Origin of the sequence: Henriciella sp. (assembly GCF_029937755.1) — a bacterium.
Classification (GTDB): Bacteria; Pseudomonadota; Alphaproteobacteria; order Caulobacterales; family Hyphomonadaceae; genus Henriciella.
Genome location: NZ_JAPYPG010000015.1, coordinates 1 through 16280 on the forward strand (window position 1 = coordinate 1; position 16280 = coordinate 16280).

General features: G+C 60.5%; 12 protein-coding genes and 2 pseudogenes. 6 read left to right on the forward strand and 8 right to left on the reverse strand.

The genetic code is table 11. The features are described from left to right. Positions 1 to 72: 72 nt before the first annotated feature. A pseudogene (locus tag Q1K29_RS18070) lies at positions 73 to 393 on the reverse strand (DDE-type integrase/transposase/recombinase); the annotation flags it as partial. A gap of 124 nt (positions 394 to 517) precedes the next feature. Here Q1K29_RS18070 and Q1K29_RS18075 point away from each other — a divergent pair. The 4 genes from Q1K29_RS18075 (at position 518) to Q1K29_RS18090 (ending at position 6859) form a co-directional block, all read left to right on the forward strand. Next, positions 518 to 1249 carry a hypothetical protein gene (locus Q1K29_RS18075; RefSeq protein ID WP_300396749.1) on the forward strand — a complete coding sequence of 244 codons (732 nt, stop codon included), beginning with the start codon at positions 518 to 520 and terminating at the stop codon, positions 1247 to 1249. After that, a complete protein-coding gene (locus tag Q1K29_RS18080; protein ID WP_300396751.1) occupies positions 1146 to 2855 on the forward strand; it encodes a DNA polymerase Y family protein in 1710 nt (569 codons plus the stop codon). Before Q1K29_RS18075 ends, Q1K29_RS18080 begins: the two co-directional genes overlap by 104 nt. Continuing rightward, the gene (locus tag Q1K29_RS18085; RefSeq protein ID WP_300396753.1) at positions 2852 to 6106 is read left to right on the forward strand and encodes an error-prone DNA polymerase; all 3255 of its coding nucleotides are present in this window, start codon (positions 2852 to 2854) and stop codon (positions 6104 to 6106) included. Before Q1K29_RS18080 ends, Q1K29_RS18085 begins: the two co-directional genes overlap by 4 nt. Before the next feature lie 129 nt (positions 6107 to 6235). Further along, a complete protein-coding gene (locus tag Q1K29_RS18090) occupies positions 6236 to 6859 on the forward strand; it encodes a tyrosine-type recombinase/integrase (RefSeq protein ID WP_300396755.1) in 624 nt (207 codons plus the stop codon). Between the two features lie 131 nt (positions 6860 to 6990). Here the strand turns inward: Q1K29_RS18090 and Q1K29_RS18095 are convergent, their stop codons facing one another. The 3 genes from Q1K29_RS18095 to Q1K29_RS18105 all read right to left on the reverse strand — a co-directional run bounded on the left by Q1K29_RS18095 (position 6991) and on the right by Q1K29_RS18105 (position 9055). Continuing rightward, the gene (locus tag Q1K29_RS18095; RefSeq protein WP_300396757.1) at positions 6991 to 7452 is read right to left on the reverse strand and encodes a nuclear transport factor 2 family protein; all 462 of its coding nucleotides are present in this window, start codon (positions 7450 to 7452) and stop codon (positions 6991 to 6993) included. Between the two features lie 63 nt (positions 7453 to 7515). Further along, positions 7516 to 8001: a YHS domain-containing (seleno)protein gene (locus Q1K29_RS18100; protein WP_300396759.1), complete on the reverse strand. Its 486-nt coding sequence runs from the start codon at positions 7999 to 8001 to the stop codon at positions 7516 to 7518. Between the two features lie 232 nt (positions 8002 to 8233). Then, entirely contained in the window at positions 8234 to 9055 is an 822-nt protein-coding gene (locus tag Q1K29_RS18105; RefSeq protein WP_300396761.1) for an isochorismatase family protein, read from the reverse strand. Positions 9056 to 9314: 259 nt separating this feature from the next. On the opposite strand from Q1K29_RS18105, the gene Q1K29_RS18110 reads away from it, so the two are divergent. Continuing rightward, positions 9315 to 10313, forward strand: a complete 999-nt coding sequence (locus tag Q1K29_RS18110) for an AraC family transcriptional regulator (protein ID WP_300396763.1) — start codon at positions 9315 to 9317, stop codon at positions 10311 to 10313. Between the two features lie 53 nt (positions 10314 to 10366). On the opposite strand, the gene Q1K29_RS18115 is transcribed toward Q1K29_RS18110, so the two are convergent. Both Q1K29_RS18115 and Q1K29_RS18120 read right to left on the reverse strand, forming a co-directional pair. After that, positions 10367 to 11866, reverse strand: a complete 1500-nt coding sequence (locus tag Q1K29_RS18115) for an alkaline phosphatase D family protein (RefSeq protein ID WP_300396765.1) — start codon at positions 11864 to 11866, stop codon at positions 10367 to 10369. After that, positions 11863 to 12807 carry a LysR family transcriptional regulator gene (locus Q1K29_RS18120; RefSeq protein WP_300396767.1) on the reverse strand — a complete coding sequence of 315 codons (945 nt, stop codon included), beginning with the start codon at positions 12805 to 12807 and terminating at the stop codon, positions 11863 to 11865. Before Q1K29_RS18120 ends, Q1K29_RS18115 begins: the two co-directional genes overlap by 4 nt. Before the next feature lie 239 nt (positions 12808 to 13046). Between Q1K29_RS18120 and Q1K29_RS18125 the strand changes: the two genes are divergently transcribed. After that, entirely contained in the window at positions 13047 to 14729 is a 1683-nt protein-coding gene (locus Q1K29_RS18125; RefSeq protein WP_300396769.1) for a TonB-dependent receptor plug domain-containing protein, read from the forward strand. On the opposite strand, the pseudogene Q1K29_RS18545 reads toward Q1K29_RS18125, so the two are convergent. Next, positions 14612 to 14899, reverse strand: a pseudogene (locus Q1K29_RS18545) (integrase); the annotation flags it as partial. The gene Q1K29_RS18125 and the pseudogene Q1K29_RS18545 overlap by 118 nt on opposite strands. Positions 14900 to 14916: 17 nt before the next feature. Then, positions 14917 to 16116, reverse strand: coding sequence for a DUF6538 domain-containing protein (locus Q1K29_RS18130; RefSeq protein WP_366524232.1), 1200 nt, complete (start codon positions 16114 to 16116; stop codon positions 14917 to 14919). Between the last annotated feature and the right edge of the window lie 164 nt (positions 16117 to 16280).

The window sequence follows — 16280 nt, forward strand, 5'->3', positions numbered from 1 at the left end:
TGCCGGTGGGAGGGGCCGTCCACCCCATCAGTCTAACGCGAACCCGTCTCCAGCAACTCTAGGTACGCCGCCCTATCCGACCAGAAGCTGCCGCCATTCGAGGAGAGCAGCGTCGCGATTGAATTTGAATGTCTGTCTACGGTTGATATGGCGGTCGAGATTGAAATGGTTGTGCAGCGAGGCGTGGGTCGAGGCGAATTTCTGCAGGTTCGACATTCGCCTGAAACTCAGCATTGCTCGTTCTCGTAGGCGAAATGGTAAGTGCGAATTCTCCGCTCGATTATTGAGGTGACGACCGACCTCCTTGCGGTCGATATTCCCGATGTCTTTCATTGCCGCTCCATACGATCTGAGCCTATCGGTCACGACGGTCCTTGGCGCGCCGTATCGCTTCTTTGCAGTCATGAATCGAGGCTACGGGGATCGCTCCACCCGCTCAATCCGTCAGTTCCGCTGACAAATACCCAGAATACAGCTCGCAATTGACTCCTGCGGCATGAGAACAAATAATGAACATATGGCTTCCCCACCCTCCCTCTCTCCGGCGGTTTTTCGTCTAGGCACGGCACCAGCCAAAGGCCGCGCAGCCTTTCCGCTTGGGCTGGGGGACCAGGGCATTCACGAGGTTTGCGAGGCCGGGTTTGGCGATTACGGGGCACTGACCGGCTTTGTCCTCGGCGCGGCGCCCCGCAGGACAGGAGCCGTCGTCTGGGTGAGCCAGACTCATCTCGTCCTCAATCACGGACGGCTGTTAGAAACGGGCCTGAAGGCCCTCAGGCGTGAGCGGTTGCCCACGCTTCACGTCCAAGTCCGCAAGCCGATGGAGGCCCTCTGGGCGGTCGAGGAAGCGATCCGCTCCAAGGCCGCCGGGCTGGTCGTTGCCGAAGTTCTGGACATGGATTTTACCGCTAGCCGGCGGCTGACCCTGGCGTCGGGCCGCCATGGCGTCCCGGCGATCCTGCTCATGCCCTACAGCCGTGAAGGCGCAACCGCTGCGGCCGCACGCTGGCGGGTCTCGCCACGTCCGTCTGCCCCCAACCGTTATGACAGCAAGGCGCCCGGCCATCCCCGCTGGCACGCCGTACTCGAACGGTCGCGCCAGGCCCCGCATATGGCCGGCCACAGCTTCGACCTGGAACTCGATGATGAAACGCTATCTCTCCGTGTGGTTTCCGGACTGGCCACTGACCCGGCTGAGGCGGAAACGGTTCGCCCTGAACACACTCCGGACACGCGCAGACGGGCCTGAGACGCGCCTGCCCTTCGTCCTGACCGAGGCCGGCCCTTCCGGCCTGGTCGTCGCGGCCGCCAATCACAGGGCACAGACCCTTGGCATCAGCCCCGGCCTCGGCTTCACGGATGCGCGTGCCCGGGCACCGAAGCTTCACGCCGAAGAGATTGACCGGACCGCCGATGCCGAAGCCCTCGACCGGCTGGCTCACTGGATGATCCGCTTCACCCCGCTTATCGCGATCGACGGGGTCGATGCGGTCATGCTGGAGACAACTGGATGCGCCCACCTCCATGGTGGTGAGGCGGCGATGATGGCCAACATTGCCACCATGCTGGAGCAGAATGCCCTCCCGCATCAGATGGGCCTCGCCGGCACGGCAGGCGCAGCCTCCGCACTTGCCCGGGCTACCCCCGGTAAGGCTCTGGAGGAAGGCGGCGAGGAAGCCGGGCTTGCCGGTCTCCCGGTGACGGCCTTGCGGCTTTCGAGTGATGCGGTGCAGCTCCTCAAGCGTTTCGGTCTCACCCGCATCGGCCAGCTCTACGGCATCGACCGGAAAGCCCTTGCCCGGCGCTTCCAGTCCAAGGCGGCTGCAGAGAGCGTCCTCATGCGACTCGACCAGGCACTCGGCCTCCGGCATGAACCGCTCGACCCGCTCCGCCCGGCGCCTCTGAAAAGCGCACGGCTTGCCTGCCCGGAGCCGATTGCCACCAGCGAGGCGATCCGGATCGGGCTCCAGCAACTTGTGGCGGACCTCTGCGGGGACCTCACTGCCTGGGGCCAAGGGGCAAGGGAATTCGTCCTGCACGCCTTCCGGGCGGACGGCACGCGCAGCAGCGTCTCTGTCAGGACAGCCCAGCCCGTTCGCACGGCCAAGCATATCATCAGGCTGTTCGGGGAACGGATCGACACGATTGATCCAGGCTTCGGGATCGACCTGCTGATGCTCGAAGCCCATCGCACAGGCCTGATGGAGACCAGTGCAGCGGCCCTGTCGGGCGACCTTGCCGCGAGCGATACCGATGATGTGGCGCTGTCAGCCTTGGCAGACCGGATCACGGCCAGACTCGGGTCCGGGGCCGTGCAGATCGCCCGCCCGCAGGAAAGCCATATCCCCGAAGTTGCCGAACCCCGCATCGCGTTTGAAGGTGCCATACCCGATAAGCCGGCTTCGTCCCGGCAGGCCGGTCCCCGGCCGATCCGGATATTCGAACGGCCGGAGCGCATCCGGGTGCTGGCCGAAGTGCCGGACGGCCCCCCGCTTCATTTTGTCTGGCGCCGCGTGACCCGCCGTGTCGTCCGGGCGGACGGGCCGGAACGGATCAGTCCGGAATGGTGGAAGCACAGCAGCGCCCCACCACCCGCGACGAGCCCGAAAGGTGCGGAACGCAAATGGCTGGCCCCGAAGCTCGACAAACGCGCCGATGCCAACCTGATCGCAGAGGCACGGGAGGCACTCTCGCGAGAAGACCCGGGCGAGCCGATATACCCGCTCTCCCGGGCGCGTGACTATTATCGCGTCGAGGACGAGACCGGGCGGCGCTACTGGCTGTTTCGCGACGGCCTCTATGGTGACGGGCGCGGCGGGGCGCCGGACTGGTACATGCAGGGGCTTTTCGCATGAGCGCCTATGCCGAACTTGCCGTCACCACGAATTTCTCCTTCCTGCGCGGGGCAAGCCATGCCGAAGAACTGGTCCTCCAGGCCGCCCGGCTCGGCCTTTCGGCCATCGGGATTGCTGACCGCAATACGCTGGCGGGCGTTGTACGGGCCCATATCGCGGCCAAGGAACACGGGCTCCGCCTGCTCGTGGGCGCCCGGCTGGTGCCCGAAACCGGCCCGCACATTCTCTGCTATCCGACCGACCGGGCCGCCTATGGGCGCCTCTCCAGCCTGCTGAGTGAGGGAAAGCTCCGCTCGGAAAAAGGCGAATGCCGGATCCTCGAGGAGGATATTCTCGCCGCTTCCGAAGGGCAGGTCCTGATCATCATGCCCCCCGACAGGCTTGATGATGCGTTTGCTGGTCTTCTGGAGCGGTTTCGTCATGTGGCGGGTGACCGGCTCTATGTTGCCGGCTGCTTTCGTTTCCATGGCCGTGACCGGGAAAGGATTGCCCGGCTGAGTGATGTCTGTGCCCGTAGCGGTGTGCCCGTGGTGGCCGTGAATGACGTGCTTTACCACGCCCCCGAGCGCCGTCCGCTCCAGGATATTCTCACCTGTATCCGGGACCACTGCACGATCGACAACGCCGGTTTCAGGCTGGAAGCCAATGGTGAGCGCCATCTGAAACCGCCTCAGGAAATAGCCCGGCTTTTCAAAGGCTTCGAGCCCGCCCTTCAGTGTACGGAAGAGATTGTCCGGCGCTGCCACTTCAGCCTCGACGAACTCGCCTATGTCTATCCAGACGAACCTGTCCCGCCCGGCAAGACGCCCCAGCAGCATCTCGAAGACCTGACCTGGGCCGGTGCGGCCTGGCGTTATCCAGATGGGCTGCCTACTTCGGTACAAGCTGCGCTCGAAAAGGAGCTCAGCCTCATCGAGGACCTCAACTACGCACCTTACTTCCTGACAGTACATGACATCGTCGCGTGGGCGCGCGACCAGTTCATCCTCTGCCAGGGGCGTGGCTCGGCGGCGAATTCGGCGGTCTGTTTCTGCCTCGGCATCACCAGCGTCAATCCCGGTACGACCAGCCTCCTCTTCGAGCGGTTTCTATCCAAGGAGCGCAAGGAGCCGCCGGACATCGATGTCGATTTCGAGCATGAGCGGCGCGAGGAAGTCATCCAGTATGTCTATCGCCGCTATGGCCGCAACAGGGCCGCGCTGACAGCGACCGTGATCTCCTACCGCCCACGCTCGGCGGTGCGTGAGGTTTGCAAGGCGCTCGGCCTCTCAGAGGATGTTGCCTCCGCGCTGGCGGGAACCGTCTGGGGCAGCTGGGGCTCGGAGATCAATTCGAAGCAAATACGGGAAGCCGGTCTTGATCCGGCCAACCCGATGGTGCGCCGCGCCATTACCCTGACCCGCCAACTCATCGGTTTCCCGCGCCACCTCTCCCAGCATGTCGGCGGCTTCGTCCTGACGCGCGACCGGCTGACGGAAACCGTCCCCATCGGCAATGCCGCCATGGACGAACGCACCTTCATCGAATGGGACAAGGACGACATCGACGCCCTCGGCCTGATGAAGGTTGATATCCTCGCCCTCGGCATGCTGACGTGCATCCGCAAGGCCTTTGACCTGCTCAGCCTGCACAAGGGTATCGAGCATGACCTTGCCAGCATCCCACCCGATGACACGGTGACCTATGACATGCTCTGCGAGGGCGACAGTCTCGGCGTCTTCCAGGTCGAAAGCCGGGCCCAGATGAACATGCTGCCAAGGCTACGACCGCGCGTCTTCTACGATCTCGTCATCGAGGTTGCGATCGTCCGGCCCGGGCCGATCCAGGGCGATATGGTCCATCCCTATCTGCGCCGCCGAAAGCGGCTGGAGCGTGTGGCCTATCCGAGCCCTGCCCCTGAGCATGGACCGCCCGATGAGCTCGAACGTATCCTCAGCCGGACACTCGGTGTCCCGCTCTTCCAGGAACAGGCGATGCAGATCGCCATGGAGGCCGCGAAGTTTACGCCTGAGGAAGCCAACGGCCTTCGCCGGGCCATGGCCACCTTCCGCAAGGTCGGCACGATCCAGAATTATGAAGAGATGATGGTCGAGCGTATGGCCGCGCGCGGCTATGACCGGGCCTTTGCCCAGAACTGCTTCAACCAGGTGAAGGGCTTCGGCGAATATGGCTTTCCGGAAAGCCATGCCGCCTCCTTCGCCCTGCTCGTCTATGTTTCCTCATGGCTGAAATGCCATCATCCGGACGTCTTCTGTGCCGCCCTCCTCAACAGCCAGCCCATGGGCTTTTACGCCCCGGCCCAGATCGTCCGGGATGCGCGCGAACATGGCGTCGAAATCCGCCCGGTCGATGTGAACCTGTCGGACTGGGATAATACGCTGGAGCCGGGTGAAGGAGAATATCTCGCTGTCCGCCTCGGTTTTCGCCAGGTCGATGGCCTGCGCGAAGACGAGATGGAAGCGCTGATGCAGGCGCGGGGCGCCGGCTATGAGCGTCCGGAGGATATCCGCCGGCGCTCCGGTATTACCCGCCGCTCGCTGGAAGTGCTGGCCGCCGCCGATGCCTTCGGCTCGATGGGGCTCGACCGGCGTGCCGCCCTCTGGGCCGTTCGGGGCGAGGCGACCGGCCAGACGCTACCGCTCTTTGCAGCTGCCGATGAGGCTGAACAGGGCGGCGAGGAGACAGTCAGCCTGCCCGCCATGCCGGCCTCCGAACAAGTGCTGCAGGATTACCAGACAACACGCCTGTCGCTAAAGGATCACCCGATGACCTTCCTGCGGGAGCGCTATAACCGTTTCGGTCTGAAGACGACAGCGGAGGCCACGGCCATGCGAAACGGCGCACGGGTCCGCACGGCCGGTGTCGTCCTGGTCCGCCAGCGGCCGGGATCGGCAAGCGGGGTCTATTTCGTCACGCTGGAGGACGAGACCGGCATTGCCAATCTGGTAATCTGGCCGCGAGTTGGGGAGATCTATCGCCCGGCCCTGATGGGCGCACGTATCCTGCTGGTGAACGGACGGGTCCAGACCGCCGACAATGTCACGCATATCGTCGCGAACCAGCTGATCGACCTGACCGGCGACCTGTCCCTGCTATCGGAAGAAGCCCAGACCGATCCGCTGAGACATGCCATTGCCCGCGCCGACGAAGTCCGCCGCCCCATCCCCGACCGCAAGGGTCCGCCTTCACGCGCCAACGCAGGCCATCCAAGAAACGTCCGCATAATCCCCGCCAGCCGGGATTTTCACTGAGACTTGCCGGCAGCCAAGATCTGCTTTCGGGATCTTCTGGTACTCGGCTGCTGCCGAACAGGCCACGCAAGAGTTTCGGCGTGGCACATGCATTGAGGCCGGATCGAATGGCAACTGCAGGAGGTAATCATGCCGTTCGACGCAAACTCAGGAACATGGGTTCCTTGGAATAGAGGCAAGCTGGTGGGCCAGAAGGCGCCGCTCAAGCCGCAAGAGGTCTGGGCGATTCGGGTCCGTCTCGAGATTGCAGAAAAACGCCGGGATCTCGCGCTCTTCAATCTCGCCCTGGACAGCAAACTTAGGGGCCGTGATTTGGTCTCATTGCGTGTTGCGGATGTCAGAACGGGCGGGGAAATACGCGGTCGCTCGAAAGTGCTTCAGAGTAAAACGGGCAATACCGTCCAGTTCGAGATCACAAAGCAGACCCGCGAATCGATTTTAACATGGTGCGAAGCAAAGGAACTCAGAGCACATGACTGGCTGTTCCCGAGTCGCAAGGACACAAGCCGGCATATCTCGACGAGACAGTATGCCCGTCTCGTCGAAGCTTGGATTTTCTCGATAGGTCTACCGAGGTCCTCCTATGCGACCCATTCCATGCGCAGAACCAAAGCAACTCTGATCTACAGGAAGACTGGCAACCTGCGCGCTGTCCAGCTGCTACCCGGTCACACAAAGATCGACAGCACGGTTCGATATCTCGGTGTTGAGGTCGAAGATGCATTGGCGCTGGCAGAAAGTATCGAACTGTAAACTCAGTTCTCTACAGTTCCGGTTTCAACGCGCAGCCATTTCCCGTGCTGGACGCAAAAGGAGAGGCATATTGTTTGCTGCGGTAACTCGTCCAGTGAAATCTTTAATTGCGATGGAGCTGTCTACAATTGCTAAAGGCCCAACGTGCTCAATCCCGGATAGGTATCTGGCCGCCTGCCCAGCGGCCAGTATAACAACCTTTCCTCTTCGCGGATTGGCAAGTCGTTGATGCTGGCATGGCGGCGCACCATCAGGCCGTCCTCATCGAACTCCCAGTTCTCATTGCCATAGGCACGAAACCAGTTGCTCTCATCATTGTGGTATTCGTAGGCATAGCGGACGGCGATCCGGTTGTCCTGAAAGGCGAACAACTCTTTCACGAGCCTATACTCTCGCTCTTGGCGCCACTTCCACTCAAGGAAGCGCACGATCTCGCAGCGGCCATAGATGAACATGCGGCGATTGCGCCAAAGACTGTCAGTTGAGTACGCCATGGATACCTTCTCCGGATCGCGGCTGTTCCAGCCGTCTTCGGCGAGGCGAACCTTTTCGATGGCGGATTCAAGTGTGAAGGGTGGGACGGGCCTACGCATCGGTCTTCTCCAGAAATCAGGATGGGAGGGCGGCCCGGCCAAGCCAGGCCGCCGCATTCGTCGCTACAGGTCGCCGACAGCCTTGTGCTGTATGCTCGGCCATGTCTTGTCGGCCTTGGCGATCGTGCCCTTGCGGTCCTTCTTGTACTTCTCGAAGATCGCAGCGTTGACGAAGAGATAGAGCTTGCCATCAACGATATCGGCATAGTGCGGGTCGCCATCGAACTTCTTGCCGACCGCCACGGCGTAGGCGCAGAATCCGCCATACTGCGGCTTGTACCGGTCCGGGTCGGCCTTGAAGGTCCGCGCCGCGTCGGCTGAGGCGAAGTAGTAGGCCACCCCGTCATTCACGATGGTATGCGCAGCGTCACCTTCGGCGACGGCATTCAGCGTCGAGAGCGCGACAGGGTCAACGCCGTGAAGTCCAAGCGGCGCACCGGCGGCCGTGATGCCGGTCGAAACATTGTGCTCGTCTTCAGCAAAGCTCGGAAAGGCCGGCATACATGCCATGGCGAGCATCGTTCCGGCGAGGAGGAGTTTGTGGGTCATGGTTTCAGTCCTTTGGTTTACGGGCTGCAGAGGCAGCGGGTTGGAAGAGCTGTGAACGGACCCTTGAAGAGCCGGCACAGCAGGGCTTCGTTCAGCGATGCGATGGACGGAACCGCTGTCGAATTCGGGAAGGGGCGCCCGGCTGACGGGGAGATCAGAGGCACGTCGGCCGGGCGCGAGGTGGGTCATCCATGGGCGGAGGGGTGATGCTGGATGACCCGCGGGGAGGCGGTTACCGGCTGTAGGCGGCGTTGATCGCCTTCACCGTGTTCTCGGTGTTATCGACCTTGCTGGCGATCATCCGGAAATTGGTGAGAGAGGCTTCATAGCCATTATAATGCTCGGTAATGGCGCCGGCTGTCGCGTCGGTGACAACCATGACCTCAAAACCCTGCTCGATCAGGCTGCGCATGTGCGACTCGGTACAGAGGTTCGACGACATGCCGGCAAGGATGACTTTCGAAATTCCCGCCTTGCGAAGTTGAAGCGCGAGATCATTGCTGTCGGGTCCATAGACCTTGTGGGGACTGGTCACGACGGTTTCGCCATTCTCAATGTACGGTTTGTACTGTTCGAGCCAGTCAGCGCCGGAGCCCTCGAAGCTTTCAAGATCGAGGGCATTCGGCCGGTCGAACATGCCGATCGAGTGCATCAGGGTTTCCAGCGTGCCTTCGAATTTCCAGCGATGGTCATGTTCGTAATAGTAGTGCGGCGAGATGAAGAGCGGCATGCTCGTCTCGTCGGAAGCCTTGAAGAGTGCTTCGATGTGCTCGACCGTGCCGTTCTCGGTAATGCTCTGGCCAACGACGCCCCAGGTGACACCCTCGGGGGAGAGGAAGTCATTCTGAGGGTCGGTCACCACTATGGCGGTTTCGCCGGCGACAATGTCAAAGCCTGGCATGGGCAGCCCGTCATTGACCGGCGGCAGCGAGGCTGTTGCAGGCCGGGACTTGCCGTCCTGGGCAGACGCAGCACCGGCGTAGACGGAAATCGCAATCGTTGCGGAAATCACGATCGTCATGATCGGATCGGGTTTGTGTTTCGGGTCGGACATGGCAGCAGGTCTCCAGATCGGTTATCACAGACCTTGAACCGATCCGGAGGGGGCTGTGTGACCGCCTGTCCGCTGTTCGGTTCAAGGTGTGGCAAAGCTATCGGCGGGCAGGGCTGCCCGTATTGACGGCGCGCGACAGGTTTTTGACCGCTCGCGTCAACCTCTTGGCTCTGACCATTTGAACCTTCGAGAAAAGCCCCTAAAGTGAGCGCACCGAGGCGTGGGGAATGGGGCGCGGTTGCATTGGCCGCGGACAGATATGGCGCAAATATCGGCACTGTTTGCGGTCAGGATGATCGATCAGGCCGGTCCGGACCTTGACCGGGCCGCCCTTTTCCGCTCCTGCGGCCTCGACATGTCCGCGCCGCTCGATCCAACAGTCATGATCTCCGACACAGACTACTACACCCTGCTTGAAACGATCGCCGAAAAGGAGAAGCCCGACATCGGCTTCCACATTCGTGTCTCGCAATCAGTAACCTGCGCGGATCTTGGCGCTGTTGGACTGGCCTGGAAGTCAGCGCCAGACCTTCGCCACTCGTTCCAGCGGATGGACCGGTATTCCAGACTTTATAATACGGCATCGACGTTCAAGCTCGTCGACAATGGCGATACTTACCTCTGGACGCACAAGCGCACGACGCCGAATCGTCTGGGAATGCACCTCTCGAATGAGGGGGCCCTTGCCACATACGTCAACATCTGCCGTGAAGCCACCGGGGCCCACAACCGGCCCCAGTCGGTACACTTCCGCCACCGGCCTTATGGTAGCGAGAAAGCCCTTGAAGCGCATTTCCGGTGCCCGGTGGTCTTCGGCGCCGATATCGATGCCATCGTCCTGCCGGCCGAGCGGCTGGACATGCCCAACCTCGTCGGTGACCAAAGCATCTGGAAGTTCTTCTCCGACCACATTGAAGAGACGCTGGCCGATGACAAGGTGCCCTTCGAACGCCAGATCGTGCTGCAGATTGCCGATATGCTGAGCGATGGCGTGCCGCCGCTCACCTCGGTCGCGGCCAGTCTCGGCATGAGTGCACGCACATTGCAACGCCGTCTCGCCGATGCAGGCGCGACCTACCAGCACCTCGTCAACCAGGCCCGACTGGAACTGGCGCAATCGCTTATGGGTGAAACCAAATATTCCTTGGCGGAAATTGCCTTCCTGACAGGCTTTTCGGAACAGAGCGCCTTTACCCGTGCCTTCAAGCGCTGGGTCGGCAAAACGCCTGGCGCGTTCAGGAGCGAAGTGCGGGCCTGATGACATAGCGGAGCTCTGCAAACGGTATTGGGCGCAAAAGCGGACATGGGCCACTACGTCATTTCGAATCGCTTGCGATAGAGCGCACTGGCGCCCGGTTGGGAGATCTTGTCGAAGCTGATGGGTTGGATAGTGAGGGTCTCCCGCGTGGCCTCAATGAGGCAGAAACCGCGGCGGTCGTGGTGATCGATAATATGCGGATTCTGCGCCGAAAGTGGCTCCCAGCTCTCGCGCCGCTCGTTGCCATCTCCGCTGGAGGTGACGGAGGTCACGGTCAGTTCCATGCCGAAGCGTGTATGTGGATCGCCCCAGTCCGTGCGCAGCTCGCTCAGATAGTGGGCATGCGAGTCACCGGAGATGACGAGTGTCCGCCCCTTGGTGTAGCGGGCAAGCATCGCATGGAAATCCGCTTGCGCGCCCGGATAGCCGTCCCACTTGTCCATGGATATCCACGGACCTTCGCTGTCATGGACGATCTGGCGATAGGATGGAACCTGCTGACCGATGACGGCCCAGCCGCCATCGAGCGTCGCTAGTTTTCCCTCCAGCCAGGATTTTTGGGCAGCGCCGAGCATTGTGCGGTCGGTCTCATGGAGGGCGTCGCAGGGCCGCTGTGTCTTGTCCCCGCAGGCCTGGTCGCTTCGGTATTGCCTCGTATCGAGAGCAAAGAAACGCAAGCCCGCGCCGAAGGTGAACGCGCGGTAGAGCTGCAAAGCGGTCCAACCCGGAGCGGGCCGGGCCCTGACTGGCATGAATTCGTAGAAGGCCTGGAAGGCGGCCTTGCGGCGGTGTGCAAATACGGGCGAACGCTGCTTGTCATACATGCCCGCCCAGTTGCCGGCGACTTCATGGTCGTCCCAGCTTGCAATAATGGGCACTGCAGCATGCATGCGCTGCATTGATGGGTCGAGACGATATTGAGCGTATCGACGCCTGTAGTCGGTGAGGTTCATACACTCCCCGCCGATGTGCTGGCGCGGCAGGCCGGGCTTCGCAGCCTTTTCGTAGATATAGTCGCCAGCGTGGAACAGCACGTCCGGCTCCAGATCGGCGATATGGTCGAAGGCGGTGAAATAGCCGTGCTCATAATTGTTGCAACATGCCACAGCCAGTCGGCACGTGTCGCTCGCCGGATCGGAAGTCCTGAAGAGGCCTCCGGGGCTCGTCTCGCCATCGGCTTCGAACCAGTAGCGGCAGGCCTGCCCGGGCGCGAGCCCGGTCACGTCGACATGCACACTATGCCCGAGACCCGGCCGTGTACGGACTTCTCCTCTTCGCAGGGTTTTGGCGGGTGCCGAGGCGCTGGCAACAAACCATTTCACCGTGACAGGCTTGGCCGGCATGCCGCCATCTGCTTTCAGCGGCGTCCGGGCAAGCCGCGTCCAGATGATACACCTGTCAGACAACGGATCACCACTGGCTACACCAAAGGGAAAAAGAGTGGTGGGCGCTTGCCGCTCTCCGGCACCAGTGAAACCGGCGAAGGTCAACGCGCCGGATCCGGCCAGGAGGTCGCGGCGGCGCGGGCGAAGGAAAGGCGTGTCAGTTGTCATTCCGGCACTCCTGTGGCGGTGCGGTGCAGTTCGGCGGCAACATCGTCGAGCGAGGCTGTCAGGAAGTCTATAAGCAGGGTTGCCCGGTAAGAGCGGTAGGGCACGCGGGGGTATTGTAGATAGACCTGCCGTCGCTCGCTGCTGGGATAATGGTCGAGCACACTGACCAGATCGCCCTGCGCGATGGAACCGGTGACGAGATGCGCGGGCAGGCGAGCGATGCCAAGTCCGCTCTTGCATAGGTCAAAGAGGTGAATCGATAGGCCGGATATGTAGGGGCGCGGCTGCACGATGACCGGCCCCTTTTCACCGCGATAGCTCCACCTGTCGCGCAACTCGCCGGCCAGGTTCACCGGCACAAGGCAGGAATGCTCAAGCAGATCCTCGGGATGCTCAGGGGCGTCATGGCGCGACAGATAGGCGGGTGAAGCGACCGTCACCCAGGGAGAGCGGAAAAGAATCTTCCCGATTATGCTTGTCTCTTGCGGTTCCGACGCGATGACCAGAGCATCGAGCTTGTCCTTGTGAATGGAGAGATTGCTTCCTCCTGTCACAAGGTCGACCCGGATCGCGGGATGGGACTCGCAGAACTCGCGAAGGCGCGGCAGGACCAACTCCTGGGCCAGGGAGGCCGATACTCCGAGCCGGACAAGGCCGCCTGGGTCTTGGGCTTCACGTGCCACCAGGACTTCGGCCTCCTTGATGGACTGCGCGACTTCTGCGCATCGCGCGGCGAAGATCTGCCCGGGTTCGGTCAGCTTGAGCGACCGAGTTGTGCGGGAAAAGAGGTGGACGCCGAGGCGCTCCTCCATGGTCTTTACCCGCCGGCTAATGGCGCCGGGTGTCATGCCGAGCTCACGAGCTGCACTGGCGAAGCTGCCCGCCCTGGCGATGACATCAAAAAGAAGCATGTCCCCTTCGCTGCCCATGCGCCGGCTCATTCGTGATTTCCAGTCAACAGTGAGTTTCCAACAAAACGGGTTTCTCTCTCCAAAAATATGGATTAAGCAAATAAAGTTTATATCTACACTTTATAAATTTTATGACAAAGCAGAACTACTGTAATGTCATAAATACTTAATTTGATCAATTAAGAAAAATTTCCAAAAAGGCCTCTTGTCGTCAATCGTGAATATTTGGCGCGCTTGGAGCAGTTTTCCACTTTTTGGGGGTTTGGATCATGAATCGGTATTTCTTGGGCGGCACATGTGCCGCCGCGCTTGCTTTCGCACTGCCTGCTGTCGGGCAGGTAGCTGACACGAACAACACGTCGAATGATGGGCAGGAGGCCGCAGCCGTTCAGGACACGATTACGGTCACTGGCTATCGTGCAAGCTGGACACGCGCCTTGCAGAACAAGCGCGCCGCTGACGACATCCGCGACGTGATCACTTCAACGGAGGTTGGCGAACTGCCTGACCAGAACGTTGCCGAAGCGATCCAGCGCGTGCCTGGTGTTTCGATCACCCGGGACCAGGGCGAAGGCCAGTTCGTAACCATTCGCGGCCTGCCGCCGGAATTCTCGCGGACCACGATCAACGGCATGACGGCGACATCCTCCGACAATGGCCGGGCGGTCCCGCTGGACCTCTTCGCGTCAGACCTGTTCAGCACAATTGAGATCGTCAAATCACCCTCTGCGGAGGATACAGAGGGTGGGCTGAGCGGTCAGATCAATCTGATCACGCACGATCCTGGTGCGGTGAACAAGCCGTTGTTCAGCGCCGATGTGGCGGGCTTCTATAACGACCTTTCCGGCGAACTCGGTCCGAAGCTGAGCCTGATCGGCGCGAACGAGTTTCTCGACGGCAAGCTTTCGGCACTGGCCGCAGTCGCCTATTCCGACCGCAGCGTGCGCCAGGACGTTCTGGCCTCGGGTGGCTGGAACAGTGTCGGCGACCTGATCGGCGGCGACCTTGCGGAAGACGTCGCCAGCGCGCAGATGTGGGAGAATGGCCAGCTTCGGATGTTCGAGGAAGACCGCGAGCGCCTCGGTCTTCTTGGCGCCGTCTCCTTCAGTCCTACAAACAACCAGACCTATGAGCTCAATGCGCTCTACTCGAAATATGACCTGCTTCAGACCAAGTACCAGTTCCTCAACAAATTTAAGGCCGGCTCCTCGATCGAGGATGTGAGGCTTGAGGACGACACCGTCGTTGCGGCCACGTTCCGGGATGCCACCATCGGCTCTAACAATCAGCGTCGCAGTGAGGAACGCGATTCGCTGATCCTTACAGGCAGCGGCGAATGGGCGCTGGACCAGTGGCTGGTCGAAGCGGGCCTCGGCTGGTCGGAAACCAATGTCGAGACACCCGAGGACCTCAAATATGTGTGGGAAGGCACGGCGGATATGAGCTACGATCTCGCCGACCCATATGCCCCGGTGTTCGGCTATCCGAACACATCGGTCGAAGAGATCTATTCAAGCCCGGAACTCTACACTTCGCTCAAACAGATCGTGGTGGAGAACCGCGATGTCGAGGATGCCGAGGGCCGACTCTATGCCGATATCGAGCGCACCTTCGATCTGGGAAGCATCTCCGCCATCAAGGGCGGCTTCGAGTATCGCAGCCGCCAGAAGCAGCAATCTGCTGCGCAATTCAAGGACAAGTCCAAGCCAAAGACGAGTAACGGTGTCAGCCCGCTTAGCGACTATGTCGGCTACCATGAAGGCGAGGGCTCCCGAAGAGCATCTCGAAAATTATGTCGAAGACTATGGAATGTGAGATCAGAAGCGCTCAGTTCCAGACTGTCACATAAGCGCCCAAACCATTTACTCATGCTGTCAGAGCCCGTTCCTCGCGGATTGCCCGTCAAGTGTGGGAATAGCCTGCCGCCGCACTTCTGGCGCTCCTTGACGTAGTCGATAAATCCGAGCTTCACGAGTTCTGGGTGAACCGGAATACGGCGGTCGCTAGGCTTCGTCTTTGTGGACCTGTCCTTCTCATCATCCGTCCAGAGTTCGATCACCCAGATGTTCTCGATTACTCGGATATCATCAGCCGCCAGCTGACAGATTTCATCGATCCTCATGCCGGTGAATAGAGCGATCAGCGGCAGCCAATAGCGATGACGTTTCGGCTTGTTGTTGCCCGCGCGCCGATATCCGAGTTCATCATCAACACAGCCCGTAAATATCGGGGCATCAAAAAGTTTCTGCAGCTCATTCGAAAGGGGCGTCTTGGTCGGCTACGCGGGACATTCACGCGCAGTATGTCCGCAGGATTGTCTGCCCGGATGCCAGTCCGCTTTGCCCAATCAAACAAAGACCTCGTTATAGTTACGTACTGGCTCTGGGTCTTCTTCTTCATGGGACTGAGGTTTCGTTGCTCAGCATCCGACAGTATCTCGGCTAGCGGGCGCTTCACGCCAGTCTTGGTTCCACTGGCGGGGAATTTTTCGATCACTTCGGCCAGCAGCTTTCTGCAGTCGTCCTGAGTAATTGAAGTCACCTTCTTTGAGGCACCCAGCGCTTCAACAATGATCGCGATACGAGACGCCTTTTGGCGTCGCGTTTTCGGGTTGTTCGATGCACCCGGCTGGTCCATCCACTCCTCTGCCAATTGAGCAACTGTTTTATTGGGTGCGGACGCCGATAGTCTGTCGGCGTCAAACCTGCCGCGCCCAAAAAGCGCTTCATCTGTTACTCTGACGGCAGGCTCTTCCAGCTCGTCGAGGAGCTGGCGGCTAAACTCAAGTTGCCCCCTAATTGCCAGATTGCAAAGCTGGTCGAATAAAGGCGATCCTTCTGCGACAGCCAAACCCTTGTCTTGGATGATAGAGAGCGCGATCCACCGGGAAGAAGTCGCATAATTGCCCTGCTGATATGCGCTTCTGAGCGAAGAGATTGTTTGCTCCAGTTCAGTTCTTCGCTCTGACATGGTCCCTAATTTGGGCGGTTGTCTCTCACGGTCCCGATACGCCGAAAACCACTCACGAACGGCTCGCTCCAGATCATCGGTATCGGGCACAAAGCGAAGGCTTTCCGACGCAGCGGAAGCGGATGCGGCCCCAGCGTGCTCAGCGCGAATATCGTTCAGCTTCCTGTCAAAGGCCCGACGTTCTGCGGCAAGTCTCGATACTGCCTCCCTGCGATCGCCCGTGTGCAGAGACTTCCAGACCTGCATACCCCTAAAGCCGAACTTCTGTCGTAGGTCCGTTCGCATATCCCGAACATCACGTGGCACGCTCCTCACGAAATAGAGGACACCGCCCGGTCTTCGATAAAGGTACTTTGCAACCCGTTGCATTCTGGCTCACTTTAGCAGTGAATTTAGCAGTCGACGCCAACGAAACGTCAGCATTGACAGCGGTTTGCAAGATTTCTGCCTACTTTCAGGGGAACGTGTAAAGGCTGGCGGTGCTGTCATGTGTGGACGGCCCCGGTTCTGCAAGCACAAAATCAAGCGAGTGT